16 protein-coding genes and 1 pseudogene are annotated in these 17,544 nt (G+C 73.9%); 9 read left to right on the forward strand and 8 right to left on the reverse strand.

Features of this window, described 5'->3' with window-relative positions:
• Nucleotides 1–264: 264 nt before the first annotated feature.
• From ACH4TG_RS31930 to ACH4TG_RS31940, 3 genes are all read right to left on the reverse strand, one after another.
• On the reverse strand, nucleotides 265–1,269 hold the full coding sequence (locus tag ACH4TG_RS31930) for an IPT/TIG domain-containing protein (RefSeq protein ID WP_398246096.1): 1,005 nt from the start codon (nucleotides 1,267–1,269) through the stop codon (nucleotides 265–267).
• A 72-nt stretch (nucleotides 1,270–1,341) separates the two neighbouring features.
• On the reverse strand, nucleotides 1,342–2,085 hold the full coding sequence (locus tag ACH4TG_RS31935) for an IPT/TIG domain-containing protein (RefSeq protein WP_398246097.1): 744 nt from the start codon (nucleotides 2,083–2,085) through the stop codon (nucleotides 1,342–1,344).
• Nucleotides 2,086–2,416: 331 nt separating this feature from the next.
• Nucleotides 2,417–3,889 carry a PLP-dependent aminotransferase family protein gene (locus ACH4TG_RS31940; RefSeq protein ID WP_398246098.1) on the reverse strand — a complete coding sequence of 491 codons (1,473 nt, stop codon included), beginning with the start codon at nucleotides 3,887–3,889 and terminating at the stop codon, nucleotides 2,417–2,419.
• 49 nt (nucleotides 3,890–3,938) lie between these two features.
• On the opposite strand from ACH4TG_RS31940, the gene ACH4TG_RS31945 reads away from it, so the two are divergent.
• Nucleotides 3,939–4,457, forward strand: a complete 519-nt coding sequence (locus ACH4TG_RS31945) for a carboxymuconolactone decarboxylase family protein (protein WP_398246099.1) — start codon at nucleotides 3,939–3,941, stop codon at nucleotides 4,455–4,457.
• Between the two features lie 25 nt (nucleotides 4,458–4,482).
• Here ACH4TG_RS31945 and ACH4TG_RS31950 read toward each other — a convergent pair whose 3' ends face one another.
• Together ACH4TG_RS31950 and rocD are read right to left on the reverse strand one after the other, a co-directional pair.
• Entirely contained in the window at nucleotides 4,483–5,415 is a 933-nt protein-coding gene (locus tag ACH4TG_RS31950; RefSeq protein ID WP_398246100.1) for a hypothetical protein, read from the reverse strand.
• A 1,065-nt stretch (nucleotides 5,416–6,480) separates the two neighbouring features.
• Complete coding sequence (gene rocD, locus ACH4TG_RS31955) at nucleotides 6,481–7,665, reverse strand: ornithine--oxo-acid transaminase (protein WP_398246252.1); 1,185 nt, start codon at nucleotides 7,663–7,665, stop codon at nucleotides 6,481–6,483.
• 282 nt (nucleotides 7,666–7,947) lie between these two features.
• On the opposite strand from rocD, the gene trpS reads away from it, so the two are divergent.
• A complete protein-coding gene (gene trpS / locus ACH4TG_RS31960; protein WP_398246101.1) occupies nucleotides 7,948–8,961 on the forward strand; it encodes a tryptophan--tRNA ligase in 1,014 nt (337 codons plus the stop codon).
• A gap of 194 nt (nucleotides 8,962–9,155) precedes the next feature.
• A complete protein-coding gene (locus tag ACH4TG_RS31965; protein ID WP_398246102.1) occupies nucleotides 9,156–9,731 on the forward strand; it encodes a 2'-5' RNA ligase family protein in 576 nt (191 codons plus the stop codon).
• Between the two features lie 16 nt (nucleotides 9,732–9,747).
• On the opposite strand, the gene ACH4TG_RS31970 is transcribed toward ACH4TG_RS31965, so the two are convergent.
• Both ACH4TG_RS31970 and ACH4TG_RS31975 read right to left on the reverse strand, forming a co-directional pair.
• A complete protein-coding gene (locus ACH4TG_RS31970) occupies nucleotides 9,748–10,503 on the reverse strand; it encodes a decaprenylphospho-beta-D-erythro-pentofuranosid-2-ulose 2-reductase (protein ID WP_398246103.1) in 756 nt (251 codons plus the stop codon).
• 47 nt (nucleotides 10,504–10,550) lie between these two features.
• Entirely contained in the window at nucleotides 10,551–11,954 is a 1,404-nt protein-coding gene (locus ACH4TG_RS31975) for an FAD-binding oxidoreductase (RefSeq protein WP_398246104.1), read from the reverse strand.
• 164 nt (nucleotides 11,955–12,118) lie between these two features.
• Here ACH4TG_RS31975 and ACH4TG_RS31980 point away from each other — a divergent pair, with 164 nt between their 5' ends.
• The 4 genes and pseudogenes from ACH4TG_RS31980 to ACH4TG_RS31995 form a co-directional block, all read left to right on the forward strand.
• A complete protein-coding gene (locus tag ACH4TG_RS31980; RefSeq protein WP_398246105.1) occupies nucleotides 12,119–12,691 on the forward strand; it encodes a phosphatase PAP2 family protein in 573 nt (190 codons plus the stop codon).
• Complete coding sequence (locus ACH4TG_RS31985) at nucleotides 12,684–13,649, forward strand: decaprenyl-phosphate phosphoribosyltransferase (protein ID WP_398246106.1); 966 nt, start codon at nucleotides 12,684–12,686, stop codon at nucleotides 13,647–13,649. The genes ACH4TG_RS31980 and ACH4TG_RS31985 overlap by 8 nt, the downstream gene beginning before the upstream one ends.
• A gap of 52 nt (nucleotides 13,650–13,701) precedes the next feature.
• The gene (locus tag ACH4TG_RS31990; RefSeq protein WP_398246253.1) at nucleotides 13,702–14,193 is read left to right on the forward strand and encodes a GtrA family protein; all 492 of its coding nucleotides are present in this window, start codon (nucleotides 13,702–13,704) and stop codon (nucleotides 14,191–14,193) included.
• 129 nt (nucleotides 14,194–14,322) lie between these two features.
• A pseudogene (locus ACH4TG_RS31995) lies at nucleotides 14,323–14,979 on the forward strand (YihY/virulence factor BrkB family protein); the annotation flags it as partial.
• 169 nt (nucleotides 14,980–15,148) lie between these two features.
• Here ACH4TG_RS31995 and ACH4TG_RS32000 read toward each other — a convergent pair.
• The gene (locus ACH4TG_RS32000) at nucleotides 15,149–16,504 is read right to left on the reverse strand and encodes a D-alanyl-D-alanine carboxypeptidase family protein (protein WP_398246107.1); all 1,356 of its coding nucleotides are present in this window, start codon (nucleotides 16,502–16,504) and stop codon (nucleotides 15,149–15,151) included.
• A 124-nt stretch (nucleotides 16,505–16,628) separates the two neighbouring features.
• Between ACH4TG_RS32000 and ACH4TG_RS32005 the strand changes: the two genes are divergently transcribed.
• Nucleotides 16,629–16,931: an SCO4848 family membrane protein gene (locus ACH4TG_RS32005; RefSeq protein WP_398246108.1), complete on the forward strand. Its 303-nt coding sequence runs from the start codon at nucleotides 16,629–16,631 to the stop codon at nucleotides 16,929–16,931.
• Between the two features lie 73 nt (nucleotides 16,932–17,004).
• Nucleotides 17,005–17,544: an SMI1/KNR4 family protein gene (locus tag ACH4TG_RS32010; RefSeq protein WP_398246109.1), complete on the forward strand. Its 540-nt coding sequence runs from the start codon at nucleotides 17,005–17,007 to the stop codon at nucleotides 17,542–17,544.

Raw genomic sequence — 17,544 nt, forward strand, 5'->3', positions numbered from 1 at the left:
GTCCCCGGCCCATTCCCCCATCACCACGAAACCACTCTGGCCCCGCCACTCACGCGGCGGGACCAGAACTCCAAGATCTTCATGACTCTTCTAGGGCCTGTCTGACAAATCCCGCCTGTCCCGCGGGGCCTGGCACGTGCGATCGCTGCGTTGCCAGTCGTCGGCGCAGCCCGCTGCGCTGTCCTCCCTCCGCCTTGCGATCGCACGCACCAGGCCCCGCGGGCCCCGCCCTCCGGGCGGACGGCGCTATGTGTCAGACAGGCCCTAGATCGCCGGCGCCGCCACCCGCAGGTAGCTGACCGTGTTGCTGCTGCCCGCCGCCGTCGTCACGCCGACCGCCACCGCGCCCGCCGGGCCCGCGGGGGCGAGCGCGACCAGCGTCGTGTCGGAGACCACGGTGAACGACGCCGGCGTGGAACCGAAGAGGACGGCGGACGCCGTCGTCAGCCCGGTGCCGGTCAGGGTCACGCTGGCGCCCGCGGTCGTCGGTCCCTGCGCCGGCGAGAGCGCGGTGAGCGCCGGAGCCGCGAGGTAGCTGTAGAAGACCGTGTTGCTCGTGCCGCCGGGACCAGTGACGGTGACGGGCACCGTCCCGGTGCCGGCCGGGCTGACCGCGGTGATCTGGGTGGCGGAGTTGACGGTGAAAGAGGTCGCGGGGGTGCTGCCGAAGGTGACCGAGGTGGTCCCGGTGAGGCCGGTGCCGGTGAGGACGACGGTGGTCCCGCCGGACGCCGGCCCCTGGGACGGCGCGACGGACAGCAGCGAGGGCGCGGTGAGGTAGGAGAAGAACACCGCTCCCGAGGTGCCGCCGACGGTGGTCGCGGTGACCGGCACCGCACCATTGCCGGCCGGGGTGGTCGCGGTGATCTGGGTGGCGGAGTTGACGGTGAAGGAGGTTGCGGGGGTGCTGCCGAAGGTGACCGCGGTGGCCCCCGTGAGGCCGGTGCCGGTGAGGACCACCGTGGTCCCGCCGGACGTCGGGCCCTGGCCCGGCGCGATCGAGCTGAGGGTCGGCGCCGGCGCGTAGGTGTAGGTGACCGTGTTGCTGAGCCCGGAGGGGGTGCGCACGGTGACGTTGACCGTGCCGGTGCCGGGGGGGACCGTCGCGGAGATCGCCGACGGTGTGGTGACCGTGTACGACAGCGCGGCCGCCGAGCCGAAGGTGACGGCGGTGGCGCCGGTGAACTGGCTGCCGTTCAAGGTCACGGGATTGGTGCCCGCCACCGGACCCGTGTTGGGTACGACCGACGTGAGGACGGGAGGGGCCACGGTGACTCCAAGGGGTGCGGTCGGCCCGGCCGGGCCGGTGGCGGGCTATGGACGGATGACTGGGGACGACCGTCAGATGCCGGGCCCTGCCACGTAGGTGAACCCGTCGGTCAGGGTGGCGCTGCCGGATCCGGTGGTCACGACCACGTCGACGCCGCCCGCGGTCCCGGGCGGGGTGACGGCTGCCACCGAAGTGTCGTCCAGCACGGTGAAGGACGCGCTGGTGCCACCGAAGGTGACTGCCGTGGTGCCGGTGAGTGCGGTGCCGGTGATGGTGGTCGCGGTGCCGCCGGACGTCGGGCCCGAGATGGGGGCGATCGACGTCACCGTCGGCACGTCGACGTAGGTGTAGCTGAGTGCGCTGGTGGTGCCGCCCGCAGTGGTGACGGTGACCGCGACGGACCCGGCGGCGGTGCCGGCCGGCACGGTCACCGTGACCTGGCTGTCCGAAAGGACCGTCGGCGTCGCGCTGTTGGCGCCGAACGACACGCTACTGGCCGTGGCCAGGCCGTAGCCGTAGACGGTGACCGTCTGACCGCCCGTGGTCGGACCGGAGTCCGGGCTGAGGGACACCGCGATGGGCGCGTTGATGTAGAAGAACGAGAGCGGGTTGCTGGTGCCGCCGACCGTGGTCACGGTGACGGCGGCCACGCCGCTGCCCGCCGGGTCGACGACGGTGACCGAGGTGGGCGTGTTGGCGGTGATCGTGGCCGTCCGGGAGCCGAAGTGGACGGCGGTGGCGCCGGCCAGGTTGACGCCGGTGATGGTGACGGTGGTGCCGCCGCTGGTGGGACCCTGGTTCGGGCTGATGGGCATGGGATTCCTCCTCACTTGAAAGGCGCTCGGTGTCCGAGCAGTGACGAGGGAGTGCGGATCCAAGGACGTGCCGAACCGGTGCGGGCCGAACGTCTCACGCCACGACGCCTCGAACCACAGGCGGGTGGGGTGCTGCGCGATTGCGCGTCCCGACGGGATGCGCAGGCCCGGTCGGGAGGCGTGCCCGCAGGGGTGTCGATGGATCTTCCCCCTGTGGTGCAGTCATCCGAATTAACCCATCCGGGTGGTTTCCCTGCCAGGGGAATTGACGGGATGTCAGCCGTTCGGCGGAGCGCTCTGGAGGTGCGCCGCGGTGTGCCGGTGGTACGGGTCAGCGACCGGGTTCCGCCAGTACCTCGCACAGCAGGTCCAGCGCGCCGGCGAACGCGTGCTCGGGCGGCGTGCCGTAGCCGATGACCAGGGCGGCTGCGGCGCCGGGCGGCGCGCCGAACGTCGGCAGCCCGCCCAGCGCCAGGCCCCGGCGGTGCGCCCGGGTGATGACCGCGTCCAACGGCCCTGCCTCGGGCGGCAGTTCGACCAGCACATGCAGTCCGGCGGCGATCCCCGAGACCCGCGCGCCCGGCACCCGCTCGGCCAGCGCGGCCACCAGCCGGTCCCGGCGACCCCGGTAGTGCAGCCGCATCCTGCGCACGTGCCGGTCGTAGGCGCCCGACTCGATGAACTCGGCGAGCGTCAACTGCTCCAGCACCGGCGACTGGTGGTCGGCCAGCCGCTTCTCCCTGACCACCGCCTCCAGCAGGTGCGGCGGCACCGCGATCCAGGCCAGCCGCAGGCCCGGTGCCAGGCTCTTGCTGGCGGTGCCGGCGTAGACGACGTGATCGGGGGCGAGCCCCTGCAGCGCGCCGACCGGCTGCCGGTCGTAGCGGAACTCCCCGTCGTAGTCGTCCTCGACGACCAGCCCGCCGGTGGCCCGCGCCCACGCGGTGACCGCGGTCCTGCGCTCCGGCGAGAGCCGCACGCCCATCGGGAACTGGTGGGCGGGGGTGAGCAGGGCCGCGGCCACCTCCCCGCCCGCCTGGTCGAGCGCGCCGACCTGCGCACCGTCGGCGTCGACCGGCAGCGTCAGCGTGCCGAGCCCCGAGGCCCGCAGCAGGGTGCGCAGATCCGGCAGCCCGACCTCCTCCACGGCCACCCGCCGGGCCCCGCGGCCCCGCAGCACCCGGGCGAGCAGGCCGACCGCCTGGACGTAGCCGCTGCACAGCACCAGCCGGTCCGGATCGGTGCGCACGCCCCGGACGCGGGCCAGGTAGCCGGACAGCGCCGTGCGCAGCTCGGGGCGGCCGCGCGGATCGGCGTAGCCGAACGCCTCGTTGGGCGCGGAGTGCAGCGCGCGGCGAGTGGCGGCCGCCCAGGCGCTGCGCGGGAACGCCGACAGGTCGGGCGAGCCGGGCCACAGCACGTACGGCAGTCCGGTGGCGAACGGCACCAGCTCGGTGGGGCCGGTCCGCGGCCCGTGTCCGACGTCGAGCGCCGCGCTGCCCGCGGCGGTGGCGGGACGGCGACGGGGCGCCGGCCGCTCGGCCACGGTCGTGCCCGAGCCCTGGCGGGCGGTCAGCCACCCCTCCGCCACCAGCTGCCCGTAGGCGTCGGCGACGGTGTTGCGGGCCACGCCCAGATCCCGCGCCAGCACCCGGCTGGAGGGCAGCCGGCTGCCCGCCGCGAGCCGCCCCTCGCGGACCGCCTCCCGCAGGGCGTCCTCCAGCGCGGCCCGCGAGTTGCGGCCGGCGAGGTCGAGCAGCAGGTCGTAGCTGCCGCCGCGTTCCGAAGTGGCCCACTGGTCCATGACCCAAGTGGACCACGGGGACGAGCCACTGCGCCTCTACGGTGGTGCCATGACGATCTCCGAGACCACTGCCGGCACGGTGCCGCAGGCGCAGGCGACCTCCGCGGACGCGCCCGTCCCGGCGCCCGCCCGCCGGATCAACCTCATGGACAAGGCGCCGGACTTCTACCAGGCGATGTTCGCGCTGGACAAGGCGGCCGCCCGCGGTCTGGACCCGATGGTGCGCGAACTGGTGCGCATCCGCACCGCCCAGATCAACGGCTGCGCCTACTGCGTGGACAAGCACAGCGCCGACGCCCGCACCCTGGGCCTGTCCGAGCAGAAGCTGTACGGCGTCACCGTCTGGCGCGAGACGCCGTTCTTCACCGCGCGCGAGCGGGCCGCGCTGGCCCTGTCCGAGGCCGTCACCGCGCTCGGTGCCCACGGCGTGCCGGACGACGTCTACGACGAGGCGGCGGCGCTCTTCGACGAGGACGAGCTGCCGCGGCTGATCGCGATGTGCGTGACGATGAACGCGTGGACGCGGATCGGCGTGACCTGCCGGCTGTCGCCCGCGCCGCGGGCGTAGCCGGCCCGAGGGGGAAGGGGGCTCGCTAGTCCGCGCGGCCGCGCGCGGTCCCGGCGCCCCGGGCCGTCCCGGCGCCGTGGCCCGGGCCTTCGCCTTCGCCCGGGTCCTGGCCCTCGTCCGGATCGGCGTCCTCGTTCTGCGGCGGGGCGACCTCGCCGAAGCGGGCCAGGACCAGCGCGCCCAGCACGGCCAGCACGAAACCGGCGACGGCGACCGGCTCCCAGCCGTCGCGCGTCCGGTCGCCGAGGGCGAGAACGCCCACCAGGGCCGGGCCGATCGTCTCGCCGATCACCATGCCGGCGGTCGCCACCGTCACCGAGCCGCGCTGCAGCGCGGAGGTCAGCAGCAGGAACGCGGAGCCGCCGCCGAGCAGCAGCGCGTACAGCGCCGGATTGGCGAACAGGTCCGCCGGGGACAGGCTGTCGATGAGCCGTACGGTGACCTCGACGACGCCGAAGCCGAAGCCGGCGCCGAGGCCCAGGACCGCGGCCCGCCACCGGTCCGGCAGGCGGCCGGCCGCCACGCCGATCAGCAGCACGACGGCGGCAGCGGCCAGCGTCGACCAGCGCAGCGCGGAGCTGCCGTGGCCGCCGCCCTCCGCGCCCGAGGACAGGCCCAGCAGGGCCAGGCCCCCGCAGACCGCGGCCACCCCCGCCCACTCCTGACGGGACAGCCGGGTGTGCAGCAGCCGGCTGGCGGCGAGCGCGGTGACGGCCAGGCTGGCGGCGAGGGCGGCGCCCACCGCGTAGATCGGCAGGGCGCGCAGCGCCACCAGTTCCAGCAGGAACCCGACGCCGTCCACGCCGAGGCCCAGCAGGTACGTCCACTGGAGCAGGGCGCGGGCGAGCAGCCGCGTGTCCACGCCGGAGCCCGTCCCGGGCGCGGTGGCCCGCGTCCCCACCGCCTGCAGGACGGAGGCCACACCGAAGCACACGCTGGCGCCGAGCGCCGCGATCATCCCCAAAACCACGGTTCACCCTAGCCGTCCCGCCGTGCGGCGCGCTCACCCACCACCACCTGCCCCTCTCCACGAACCGGGCTCCCGCCCTCCGCGGGCCGCGTCCGCCCTCCCCGGGCTGGGGTCGATCAGCCCCTCGGGCAACCGGGGCAGCCCCCCGGGGTGCGTCCCCGTCGAACGGTGCGCTGTGGCTGTTCGCGCAGTTCCCCGCGCCCCTTCGGAAGCCGGGGTGCCCCCTGGGCGTCGTTGCCGTCTGCGCCGTGCGTGGGTGGCTGGGGGCGGAGTTCCCCGCGCTCCTGGAGCATCGCCCCTCCGGGGCGGGAATCCGGGGTGCCCCCGGGCCGCCGTTGCCGGGTGCGCCGTGCGTGGGTGGCTGGTCGCGCTGGGGGCACCTCCCAGGCGAAGCGCTGGGGGACCCCGCGCCCCTTGCGGGGTTCTGGGGTGCCCCTTTGGCGTCATTGCCGTCTGCGGCGTGGCTGGGTGGCTGGTCGCGGAGTTCCCCGCGCTCCTGGTGCATCGCCCCTCCGGGGCGGGCAGCCGGGGTGCCCCGGGCGGTGGGTTGCCGGGTGCGTGGTGCGTGGGTGGCTGGTCGCGCAGTTCCCCGCGCCCCTTCGGCAACGGGGGTGCCTCTTGGGCGTCGTTGCCGTCTGCGGCGTGTGCTGGGTGGCTGGGCGCGGAGTTCCCCGCGCCCCTGGGGTGACCCCCGGCTCAATTCCTCCCGCAGACGGGGGGCGGGCTGGGAGGGGACGGTGCGGGAGTGTCCCCGCAGGAACTGTGCATGCGCCCGGGCAAGCCGATGGACAAAGCCGCACGCACAGTTCCGAGGAGATACTCCCGTGGCGGCCCCGACCCCACCCACCGAAGGTGCACCGCCAGGGGCGCGGGGTCCCCCAGCGCTTCGCCTGGGAGGTGCCCCCTGCGCGCTCAGGCGGGACGATGCCCGCAGACGGCAATGGCGCCCAGGGGGCACCCCGGCGGGCGCGACCCGAGGGCGGAGGGGGGCGCGCACCGCAGGGGAGGGGGCACGGCGCGCCGTCGTACAAAGGGCGCGCCCGAACCCCGGGGTCAGGCAGAAGGCAGGACGCCCCGGAGCTGGTCGAGAGACCAGTCGAGGTCCTCCTTGGTGATCACGAGCGGCGGCGCCAGCCGAATCGTCGACCCGTGCGTGTCCTTGACCAGCACGCCCCGCCCGAGCAACCGCTCCGAGATCTCGCGCCCGGTCCCGAGCGCGGGGTCGATGTCGACCCCGGCCCACAGCCCGCGCCCGCGCACCTCGGTGACGCCGGCCCCGACGAGCCCGGCCAGCTCCCGGTGGAGGTGGGCGCCCAGCTCCGCCGCCCGCTCCTGGTACTCCCCGGTCCGCAGCATCGCGATGACCTCGAGCCCGACCGCGCAGGCCAGCGGGTTCCCACCGAAGGTGGACCCGTGCTCGCCGGGCCGGAACACCCCGAGCACCTCCTGCGAGGAGACCACCGCGGACACCGGCACCACGCCGCCGCCGAGCGCCTTGCCCAGCACGTACACGTCCGGCACCACGTCCTCGTGCTCGCAGGCGAAGGTGCGCCCGGTGCGGCCGAGGCCGGACTGGATCTCGTCGGCGATGAACAGCACGTTCCGCTCGGTGGTCAGCCGCCGCACCCCGGCCAGGTAGCCGGGCGGCGGCACCAGCACGCCGGCCTCGCCCTGGATCGGCTCCAGCAGCACCGCGACCGTGTCGTCGTCGACCGCGGCCTCGACCGCCGCCAGGTCGCCGTAGGGCACGATCGTGAAGCCCGGCGTGTACGGGCCGAAGTCCGCGCGGGCGTCGGGGTCGGTGGAGAAGCTGACGATCGTGGTGGTGCGGCCGTGGAAGTTGTCCGCGGCCACCACGATGTTCGCCCGGCCGTCGGGCACGCCCTTGACGCGGTAGCCCCACTTGCGGGCGGTCTTGATCGCGGTCTCGACGGCCTCGGCGCCGGTGTTCATCGGCAGCACCGTCTGCATGCCGCACAGCTCGGCCAGCTCGGTGCAGAACGCGGCGAACCGGTCGTGGTGGAAGGCCCGCGAGGTGAGCGTGACCCGGTCCAGCTGCGCCTTGGCGGCGGCGATCAGCCGCGGGTTGCCGTGGCCGAAGTTCAGCGCCGAGTACCCGGCGAGCATGTCCAGGTAGCGGCGGCCCTCGACGTCCGTCATCCAGGCGCCCTCCGCGGTGGCGACGACGACGGGCAGCGGGTGGTAGTTGTGCGCGCTGTGCGCCTCGGCGGCCGCGATCTGGCGGTCGGTGGAGGTGGCAGCGGCGGCGTTCCCCGGGGTGGCGGGAGTGCCGGAGGTGGTGGTCACGTGCGTTACTCCGTTCGTTGTGCGTCAGGAGCGGATAGCGGCCTGCGACGGTGCGGGGTGGTGCCCCTGTCCGACGTGTCCGTCGGTTCTATCGTCGCTCGCCCGTGGTGACGTGAAACCTTACGGGTGACCTGCGGGCCGAGCGAGTCCTCCCGGGCGGCCGGCAAAAAGAGGGGGTGTGGAGGGCGGGGCCGCACCTGAGAGAATGGGGCCATGGCCTCTGACCGTCCCCGCGCACTCTCCGGCATCCAGCCCACCGCCGGCTCCTTCCACCTGGGCAACTACCTCGGTGCGATCCGCCAGTACGTGGCGATGCAGGAGACCCACGACGCGTTCTACATGGTCGTCGACCTGCACGCGATCACCGTGCCGCAGGACCCGGCGGCGCTGCGCGCCAACACCCGGCTCGCGGCCGCCCAGCTGCTGGCCGCCGGCCTGGACCCGGACCGCTGCACCCTGTTCGTGCAGAGCCACGTGCCCGAGCACGCCCAGCTCGGCTGGGTGATGAACTGCCTGACCGGGTTCGGCGAGGCCTCGCGGATGACGCAGTTCAAGGACAAGTCGGCCAAGCAGGGGGCCGACCGGGCCACCGTGGGCCTGTTCACGTACCCGATCCTCCAGGTCGCCGACATCCTGCTCTACCAGGCGGACGCCGTCCCGGTGGGCGAGGACCAGCGGCAGCACATCGAGCTGACCCGTGACCTGGCCGAGCGGTTCAACACCCGGTTCGGCGACACCTTCACCATCCCGGCGCCGCACATCGTCCGCGAGGTCGCGAAGATCTACGACCTGCAGGACCCGTCGGCGAAGATGAGCAAGTCCGCGGCCACGCCGAAGGGCCTGGTCAACCTGCTCGACGACCCGAAGGCGTCGGCGAAGAAGTTCAAGAGCGCGGTGACCGACACCGACACGGTGATCCGGTTCGACGAACAGGACAAGCCGGGCATCAGCAACCTGCTCACGATTCACTCCGCCCTCACCGGCACCACAATCGCGGAACTCGAGGAGCAGTACGCCGGCAAGGGCTACGGTGCGCTCAAGACCGATCTCGCGGAGATCTTCGTGGCCTGGGTCACGCCGTTCCGCGAGCGGACGCAGGAGTACCTGGGGGACCCGGAGACGCTCGACTCCGTGCTGGCCAAGGGGGCCGAGAAGGCGCGTGCGGTGGCGGCCGAGACGCTGGCCGCCGCGTACGACCGGATCGGCTTTCTGCCCGCCAAGCACTGAACGGCGCGGACGCCGGAAGGCTGACGTGGGAAAGGCCCGCGGGGCTGTGACGCACGTCGCTCCCGGCGGGCCGGTGTGCGCGCGACACTGAGACGGGGTGACTTGCCCCGGCGTGACCGATGTGACCGGCTGTGCCGGTGACCGGCCGGCGGTGGCCGGACGGGCGGGGATGAACTGGGAAGGGGTGAACGCACGTGGCAGCGGACAGCACCACGATCGGCGTGTCCATCGCGGTCCCTGAGCCGTACGGGCGGCTGCTCCAGGAACGGCGGGCCGGGTTCGGCGACCCGGCGGCGTACGCCATCCCCACCCACATCACCCTGCTGCCGCCCACCGAGGTCGCCATAGCGGAGCTGCCCCAGTTCGGGCTGCACCTGTCCAGGACCGCCGCCCGCAGCCGGTCCTTCGTGATGCGGCTGGACGGCACCGACACCTTCCGCCCGCTGTCGCCCGTGGTGTACGTGCGGGTCGCGGACGGCGCGGCGGCGTGTGCAGAGCTGCAGGAGGCGGTGCGCTCCGGGCCGGTCGCGCGCGAGCTCCAGTTCCCGTACCACCCGCACGTCACCGTCGCCCACGGCATCGCCGAGGAGGCGATGGACCGCGCCCAGGCCGAGCTCTCCGGCTTCGAGGCCGCCTGGACCGCCGCCGGCTTCGCCCTCTACGAGCAGGGCTCCGACGCGGTCTGGCGCAAGCTCCGCGACTACCCCTTCGGCGCCGAGGACCGCCCCGTCCTCCCCCACCAGCAGATCCGCGCAGCCTCCCGGCTGTAATTTTTGCCGGTGCGGGTCACATGGGCAGGCGCCGGAACAGGGGGCGGGGGAGGAGGCGCATGGCGGCCATGACGGGGCGGAGGGTGGCGGGGACCCAGAGGACCTCGGTGCGGCGGCGCAGGCCCGTCTCGATGGCTTCGGCGACCGCCTCGGGGGTGGTGGCCATCGGGGCCTCGGGTCGGCCCTCGGTCATCCGGGTGCGGACGAAGCCGGGCCTGACCACCATGACGTGGACGCCGCAGCCGTGCAGCGCGTCGCCCAGGCCCTGCGAGAAGGCGTCCAGGCCGGCCTTGCTGCTGCCGTAGATGAAGTTGGACCGGCGGGCCCGCTCGCCGGCCACCGAGGAGAGCACCACCAGCGAGCCGTGGCCCTGCCGCTGCAGGGCGGCGCCGCACACCAGGGCCGAGGAGACCGCGCCGGCGTAGTTGGTGGCGGCGACCCGGACCGCGGCGGCCGGGTCCTGCTCGTCGTGCGCCTGGTCCCCGAGCACGCCGAAGGCCAGCAGCACGGTGTCGATGTCGCCCTCGGCGAAGACCTTGCCGAGGACCTCCTCGTGGGTGTCGGGCTCCAGCGCGTCGAAGCCGACCGTCATGGTCTCCGCGCCCAGCGCCCGCAGTTCCCGGGCGGCCTGGTCCAGCGCGGGGGAGGGGCGCCCGGCCAGGTACACGCGGCGGGTGCGGCGGCCGATCAGCCGGCGCGCGGTGGCCAGCCCGATCTCCGACGTGCCGCCGAGCAGCAGCAGGGTCTGGGGTGCGCCGAACGCGTCTTTCACCAGGGCCTCCGGGTTCTCGGTCGGACTTCGGGTCGGGCGCGGCGCCCTCACAGGGCGCGGCGCCGCGCCAGGTCGGACGTCAGCGTGCCGCGCGGGTCGTACCGGGCGCGCAGCTCGCGGAAGGCGTCGAGCCGCGGGTACATCCGCGCGAGCATGTCGGGGCGCAGCCGGGAGTCCTTGGCGAGGTAGACGCGGCCGCCGGCGGCGGCCACCTCCTCGTCGAGCTCGTCCAGCAGCGCCCCGAGTCCTGGCATCGCGGCGGGGATGTCCAGGGCCAGCGTCCATCCCGGCATCGGGAAGGACAGCCAGCCCGGGTCGGCGTCCCCGAACCGCTTGAGCACGGCGAGGAACGACGGGCAGCCGTGTGCGCCGATCCGCCGCACGATCCGCCGCAGCGCCTCCTCCTGGCCCTGGCCGACCACGAACTGGTACTGCACGAAGCCGCTGCGGCCGTAGATCCGGTTCCAGTCGGGCACCCCGTCCAGCGGGTGGAAGAACGCGGAGATCCGCTGGAGGCGGCCGCGGGCGGCGCGCGGGGCCTTGCGGTACCACAGCTCGTTGAACATCCCGACGGTGGTGCGGGTCAGCAGGCCCTCCGGGAACATCCGGGGCGGCGCCGGGAGCCGGCCGGGGTGGAAGGCCAGCGGGTCGCGGCGGGCCCTGGCGTCCAGCGCGTCCAGCGGAGCGTGGTCGCCGCGGGTGAGGACCGCGCGGCCGGTGCGGGCGCCGCGGGCCAGCAGGTCGATCCAGGCGACCGAGTAGCGGTAGCGGTGGTCGGTGGCGGACAGCCGGGCCATCAGGTCGTCGAGGTCCGTAGCGCGTTCGGTGTCCACCTGCATCAGGGACGTCTGCACCGGCAGCAGTTCGACGGTGGCCGCCAGGATCACCCCGGTCAGCCCCATCCCGCCGGCGGTGGCCCAGAACAGCTCGGGGTCGTCCTCGGGGGTGACCACCCGCGTCTCGCCGTCGCCGGTCAGCAGCTCGATGGCCCGCACATGGCGGCTGAACGCCCCGGAGACGTGGTGGTTCTTGCCGTGGATGTCCGCGCCGATCGCCCCGCCGACCGTCACGTACCGGGTGCCGGGGGTGACCGGCACGAACCAGCCGAGCGGCAGCAGCACCCGCATCAGCTGGTGCAGCGACACGCCGGCGTCGCACACCACCAGGCCGTTGACCGCGTCGATCTCGTGGATGCGGTCCAGACCCGTCATGTCCAGCACCGCACCGCCGGCGTTCTGCGCCGCGTCGCCGTACGCCCGGCCGAGCCCGCGGGCGATCGCGCCCCGGCCGCTCTCCGCCGCCTGCCGCACCGCCGCCGCGGCCTCCTCGTACGAGGCGGGCCGCAGCAGCCGGGCCGCGGTCGGCGCGGTGCGGCCCCAGCCGCTGACCGGGGTCGGGGCCGGTGCCGGACTCAGGGCCGGGGCGGTGTCGGAGGCGGAGGGGACGGCCATACCGCGACGGTAGCGCCGTACAGCATGACAGGGGTGGTTTTTGATGCTTTTGCCGCTTTTGTCACCGCAGTGGGCGTACCGAAGTACGTACCGGACTCGGCGCCGCGATAGATACGGATTGTCAGATTAAAGGGCGGTACGACCACTTTGAGGGAGATCCGCCGATGCGTTACGACCATCAGCTGCTTGCCGTACTGCGCCGTTTCGGCGCGGACCCCGCCGTCGCAGGAACCGCGAAAGGGCTCTCCCTCGCAGGGGAGCACGGAGCGGTCTGGATCGCCGCCGGCCTGGCCGGTGCCGGCGCGGACCGCGTCAGACGCCGGGCCTGGCTGCGGGCCACGGCGCTGGTGGCCGGATCGCACCTCGCGAGCATGGCGGTCAAGCGGGTCGTGCGCCGCCCCCGCCCCCAACTGCCCAGCGACGAACCCCTGGTGCGCACCGCGGGCCGGCACAGTTTCCCCAGCTCGCACGCCACCTCCTCGGCCGCGGCCGCGATCGCCTTCGGCACGCTGCTGGCCCGCGGCCCGCTGGCCCGCGCGGTGCCGCTGGTGCCGCCGCTGGCCGCCGGGGTGTGCCTGTCCCGGCTCGTGGTGGGCGTGCACTACCCCACCGACGTGGCCTGCGGCGCCCTGCTGGGCGGCGCGGTGGCCCGGCTCGGCCGCACCTGGACGCTCGCGCCCACCGCGGAGCTGCTGCAGCCCGTGACCGGGCACCTGGCGGGTGGCCGCCATGACTGAACGCTCCGCCGCGCTCATCCGCGAGCCCGCGCCGCCCGCCGTCGCCGACCTCGTCAGCCCGGCGTCCACCGCGAGCCTGGCCGCCGGCCTGCTGCGCACCGCGCGGCCGCGGCAGTGGGTCAAGAACGGCCTGGTGCTGGCGGCGCCGTTCGCCGCCGCCCGGCTGCTGACCGTCCCCGAACTCGCCCAGCTCGGCGTGGTCTTCGTGCTCTTCACCGCCTGCTCGGCCGCGGTGTACCTGATCAACGACGCGCGGGACGCCGAGGCCGACCGGGCGCACCCGGTCAAGTGCCTGCGCCCGGTGGCCAGCGGGCAGGTGCCGGCCGCCGCCGCGTACGCCGCGGGGACGCTGCTCGCCGTGCTGGCCACCGCGATCGCCGCCGTGGCCTGCAACATCGACACCGCCGGCCTGCTCGCCGGGTACGTCGTCATACAGCTGGCCTACTGCGTGTGGCTCAAGCACATCCTGGTCGTCGACCTGTTCATCGTCACCACCGGCTTCCTCATGCGGGCCATGGCCGGCGGGGTGGCGCTGGACATCGAGCTGTCCCGCTGGTTCCTGATCACCTCCGGCTTCGGCGCGCTGTTCATGGTCGCCGCCAAGCGCTACTCCGAACTCGTCCTGATGGCCGGCAAGGACGGCGACCTCGGCGCCTCCCGCGCCCTGCTCGGCGCCTACACCACCGGCTACCTGCGCTTCGTCTGGCAGCTCGCGGCCGGCGTGGCGGTGCTGGCCTACTGCCTGTGGGCGGTGGAGACCGGCGCCAGGGGCGCGGGCCTGCTGCCCTGGCGGCAGCTGTCGATGATCCCCTTCATCCTCTCGGTGCTGCGCTACGCGGTGTTCGCGGACTCCGGATCCGCCGGCGCGCCCGAGGACGTGCTGCTGCGCGACCGGGCGCTGACGGTGATAGGCGCCGCATGGGGAGCGCTGTACGTGCTGGCCGTGGTGAACCGATGAGTGTGCGGTGAGGCCGCGCAGCCCGGTCGCGGCCGAGGCACTGGGCTTCGCGATGGCCGGCACCGCCGCGTACGCGGCCGACCTGGGGCTGTTCGTCCTGCTCCGCGGCCCCGGCGGCCTCGGCCCGCTCACCGCGAAGGCGCTGTCCTTCCTGGCCGGCTGCACCGTCGCCTACGCCGGCAACGCCCTGGGCACCTACCGCCGCCGGCCGCCGGCGGTGAGCAGGGCCCGGCAGTACGGGGTGTTCTTCGCGGTGAACCTGGCCGGCGCCTGCATCCAGCTGGTGTGCCTGGCCGTCTCGCACTACCTGCTCGGCTTCACCAGACCGCGCGACGACGTGGTCGCGGGCTCCGGCATCGGCATGGCCCTGGCGACGGTGCTGCGGTTCTGGGGCACCCGCACGTTCGTGTTCGGGACGGAGGCGGGGACGGTGACGGCGGCAGGGGCGGATGCGGGGCCGGGCACGGGGCCGGGCACGGGGACGGAGGCGGGACCGGTCCGGGGGCCGGCGCGGCGCAAGCGTGCTCCGGCGGCCGGGGGGTAGCCGCCTGCCATGGACTGGTTGACCCGGTTGCCCTGGATCGGCCCCCGCGCCGCCCGCCTGCTGCGCACCCACGCATGGCGGGCGTTCGCACACCTGCAGGACGTGCACTGGACGCGGCTGGCCGCGGCGATGACGTTCACCAGCTTCCTGTCGCTGTTCCCGCTCCTCGCGCTGTCCGCCGCGATCGGCGCGGCCCTGCTGTCCCCGGACCAGCTGAACACGCTGGAGACGAAGATCTCCGAGCAGATCCCCGGCATCTCCAGCCAGCTGGACATCAAGGGCCTGGTCGCCAACGCCGGCACCGTCAGCATCATCGCCGGCGCCCTGCTGGCGTTCACCGGCATCGGCTGGGTCGGGTCGCTGCGCGACTGCCTGCGCGCGGTGTGGGGCAAGGACAACGACGACCGGAACCCGTTCCTCGGCAAGCTGGTGGACGGCGGCATCCTGCTCGGCCTGGGCGTGGCCGTGCTGGTCTCGCTCGGCGCCTCCGGCTTCGCCACGGCCGCGGTCAACTGGACCGCGAACAAGACCGGGATCAGCCACCACGGCCCGGTCCGGCTGCTGCTGACCATCGTCGGGATCCTGCTGGCGGTGGTCGCCGACTTCCTGATCCTGCTCTACCTGCTGACGCTGCTGCCGGGCGTGGACCCGCCGCGCCGCTCGGTGGTGGCGGCCGCGCTGATCGGGGCGGTCGGCTTCGAGCTGCTGAAGGTGCTGATCAGCGGATACCTCCAGCGGATCGCCGGCAAGAGCCTGTACGGGGCGTTCGGCACGCCCGTGGCGCTGCTGCTGTGGTTCAACTTCATGGCCAAGCTGCTGCTGTACTGCGCGGCGTGGACCGCGACGCCGGTGCACGCGCCGCCGTCGCCACCGCCGCCGCCGTCGCAGGACGACGGCGGCGGCGGGGAAGGCAGCGGTGACGGCGGGTCGGACGAGGGTGCCGGCGGCCAGGGGGTCAGCGGCCCCGGCGCGGGCGGGCCCTCCGGCGGCGCCCACCGCTGGGAGCCGCCGGGCTCGACCCGTCCGTCCCGTCGAGGGCGTTCGTCTCGCTCGCCGCGCTCGTCGCCCCCCGAACCTCCGCCGGCAGCGGGCGGCGACGGCGGACGACGATGATCACCACGGCCAGCAGGGCCGCCGTGCCGACCGCGATCCCGGCCGCCGTCCACATCCCGCCGGAGCCCGAGGCGCTGGTCGAGGCGGCGGCCTTCAGCGGCGGCGAGGTCGACCGGCCCGGCGAGGGCGTCGCGGACTGGTGCGGCAGCTTGCTCAGCGGCGGCACCAGGGTGCCGACCGGCTGCACGGTCGGACCGGCCTTGAAGCCCCAGTCCAGCAGCTCGGCGGCCTCGCGGTAGACCAGGTTGTGCTCGGTGTGCGCCGGGTTCATCACCGTCACCAGCAGCGTGCGGCCGCCGCGCTGGGCGACCCCGGTGAAGGTGGCGCCCGCGTTGGTGGTGTCGCCGTTCTTCACGCCGGCTATCCCGGAGTAGCGGCTGATGTCGTAGTCGCCGCTGAGCAGGCGGTTGGTGTTCTGGATGGCGAACGTCTCGCGGGTCTTCGTCGCCTTGCCGGACTTGTCCTTTTTGTAGTCGCCGGGGAACTGGGCCGTCGCCGTCGAGCAGTACTCGCGGAAGTCGGGGTTCTGCAGTCCCTGGCGGGCGAAGAGGGTCAGGTCGTAGGCGCTGCTGACCTGGCCGCGCTCGTCGTAGCCGTCCGGCGTGACGACGTGCGTGTCGTTCGCCTGCAGTTCGTGGGCCTCGGCGTTCATCTCGCTGACGGTGGCGGCGACGCCCCCGTTCATCGCGGACAGCACGTGCACGGCGTCGTTGCCCGAGCGCAGGAAGACGCCGAGCCACAGGTCCTTCACCGTGTAGCTGAGGTTCTCCTTTATCCCGACGAGGCTGCTGCCCGCGCCCATGCCCTCCAGGTCCTTCGGGGCCACCTTGTACACGGTGCTCTTCGGGAACTTCGGCAGCACGGTGTCGGCGAACAGCATCTTCAGGGTGCTGGCCGGGGCGAGCTGCCAGTGCGCGTTGTGCGCGGCCAGGATCTGGCCGGTCTCGGCGTCCGCGACGACCCACGAGCGGGAGGTGAGCTTGGGCGGCAGCGCGGGGACGCCGGGGGCGGCGTTCACCTGGGTGCCGGGCGACGCCAGCCGGTCGCCGCCCACGTTCGACATCTGCGCCGGCGGTCTCGGCGTGGGTGTCGGTTTCGGCGCGGCGGTCGCGGTCCCCGCGAGTACGGTGCCGCCGAGCAGTGCGGCGGTCATGGTCACGGCCAGGGCACGTCGGCGGGCGGCGGCGGTCGTCGTCATGAGCACCCGCCGAACGTACAGGGCCCGGCAGCAGGGCCGTACCACCGGGTCCGGCACCGCCGGGGTGAGACATCCCACGTACCCCTGGCGGAACCGAACGGCCCGCGCGGACATACTGGAGGACATGAAGCTCAGCCGCCGTGCCTCCTGGTTCCTCGTCGCCTTCGGCGTCTGGTCGGTCATCGTCTGGACGACCTTCGTCAAGAACCTGTGGAAGGACACCAGCGGCCTCGCCTTCCACCACGGCGACCACTCCTCGCCCACCACCTACTTCTGGATCCACCTCACCCTGGCGATCGTCTCCTTCGCCCTGGGCGTGGTCATCGGCACGTTCGGCGTCCGCAGCCTCCGCACGCTCCGCCGCGAGTCGGCCGAAGCCGCCGCGGCCACCGACCCCGAGCGCACCCCCGAGGTGTCGTCCCGCTGACGCCCGGCGCGCCCGCCGATCCCGCCCGGCAGGCTCCCGGGCGGCCCTGACCCGCATGGAAAGGTTCAGCGCGTTGTCCTCTCTGGAGCGCTTGACGCACCTCGTGGCGCCCCCGCCCGCGGTGGCTTACGACCGGCCCTGGGAGTGGACCGAGGAACGCATGGGGCGGCGGCTGCCCCAGGAGTTCAAGGACCTGGTCGCCACCTACGGAGGCGGCAGCTTCGACGACCACCTCGGGCTGCTGGTGCCGCCACCGGCCAGGACCGGCAGCGAGATCGCCGAGTACGACGACGACCGCATGAACGAACTGCACGGCCTGTGGGCGATCACCGGGAACCGGCCGGTCGCACTCGGCGGCGACGACCGGATGCTGGTGGCCTGGGCGGACACCGTCGACGCCGACACGGTCAACTGGCTGGTCAGTCCGGGCCGTCCGGCCGACCAGTGGCCGGTCGCCGTGCTGGACGCGGACCTGGGCGAGTGCGAGGTCTACGCCATGGGCTGCACGGACTTCCTGGCGGGCCTGCTCTCCGGCGCGATCGCCTCGCCGATCCTGTCCCCCCACCTGTCCACCGGCCCGCACACCTTCCGCCCCTACCCCCTCGCCGCCTGA

It is taken from the genome of Streptomyces sp. NPDC020917 (genome assembly GCF_044333795.1).
Taxonomy (GTDB): Bacteria; Actinomycetota; Actinomycetes; order Streptomycetales; family Streptomycetaceae; genus Actinacidiphila.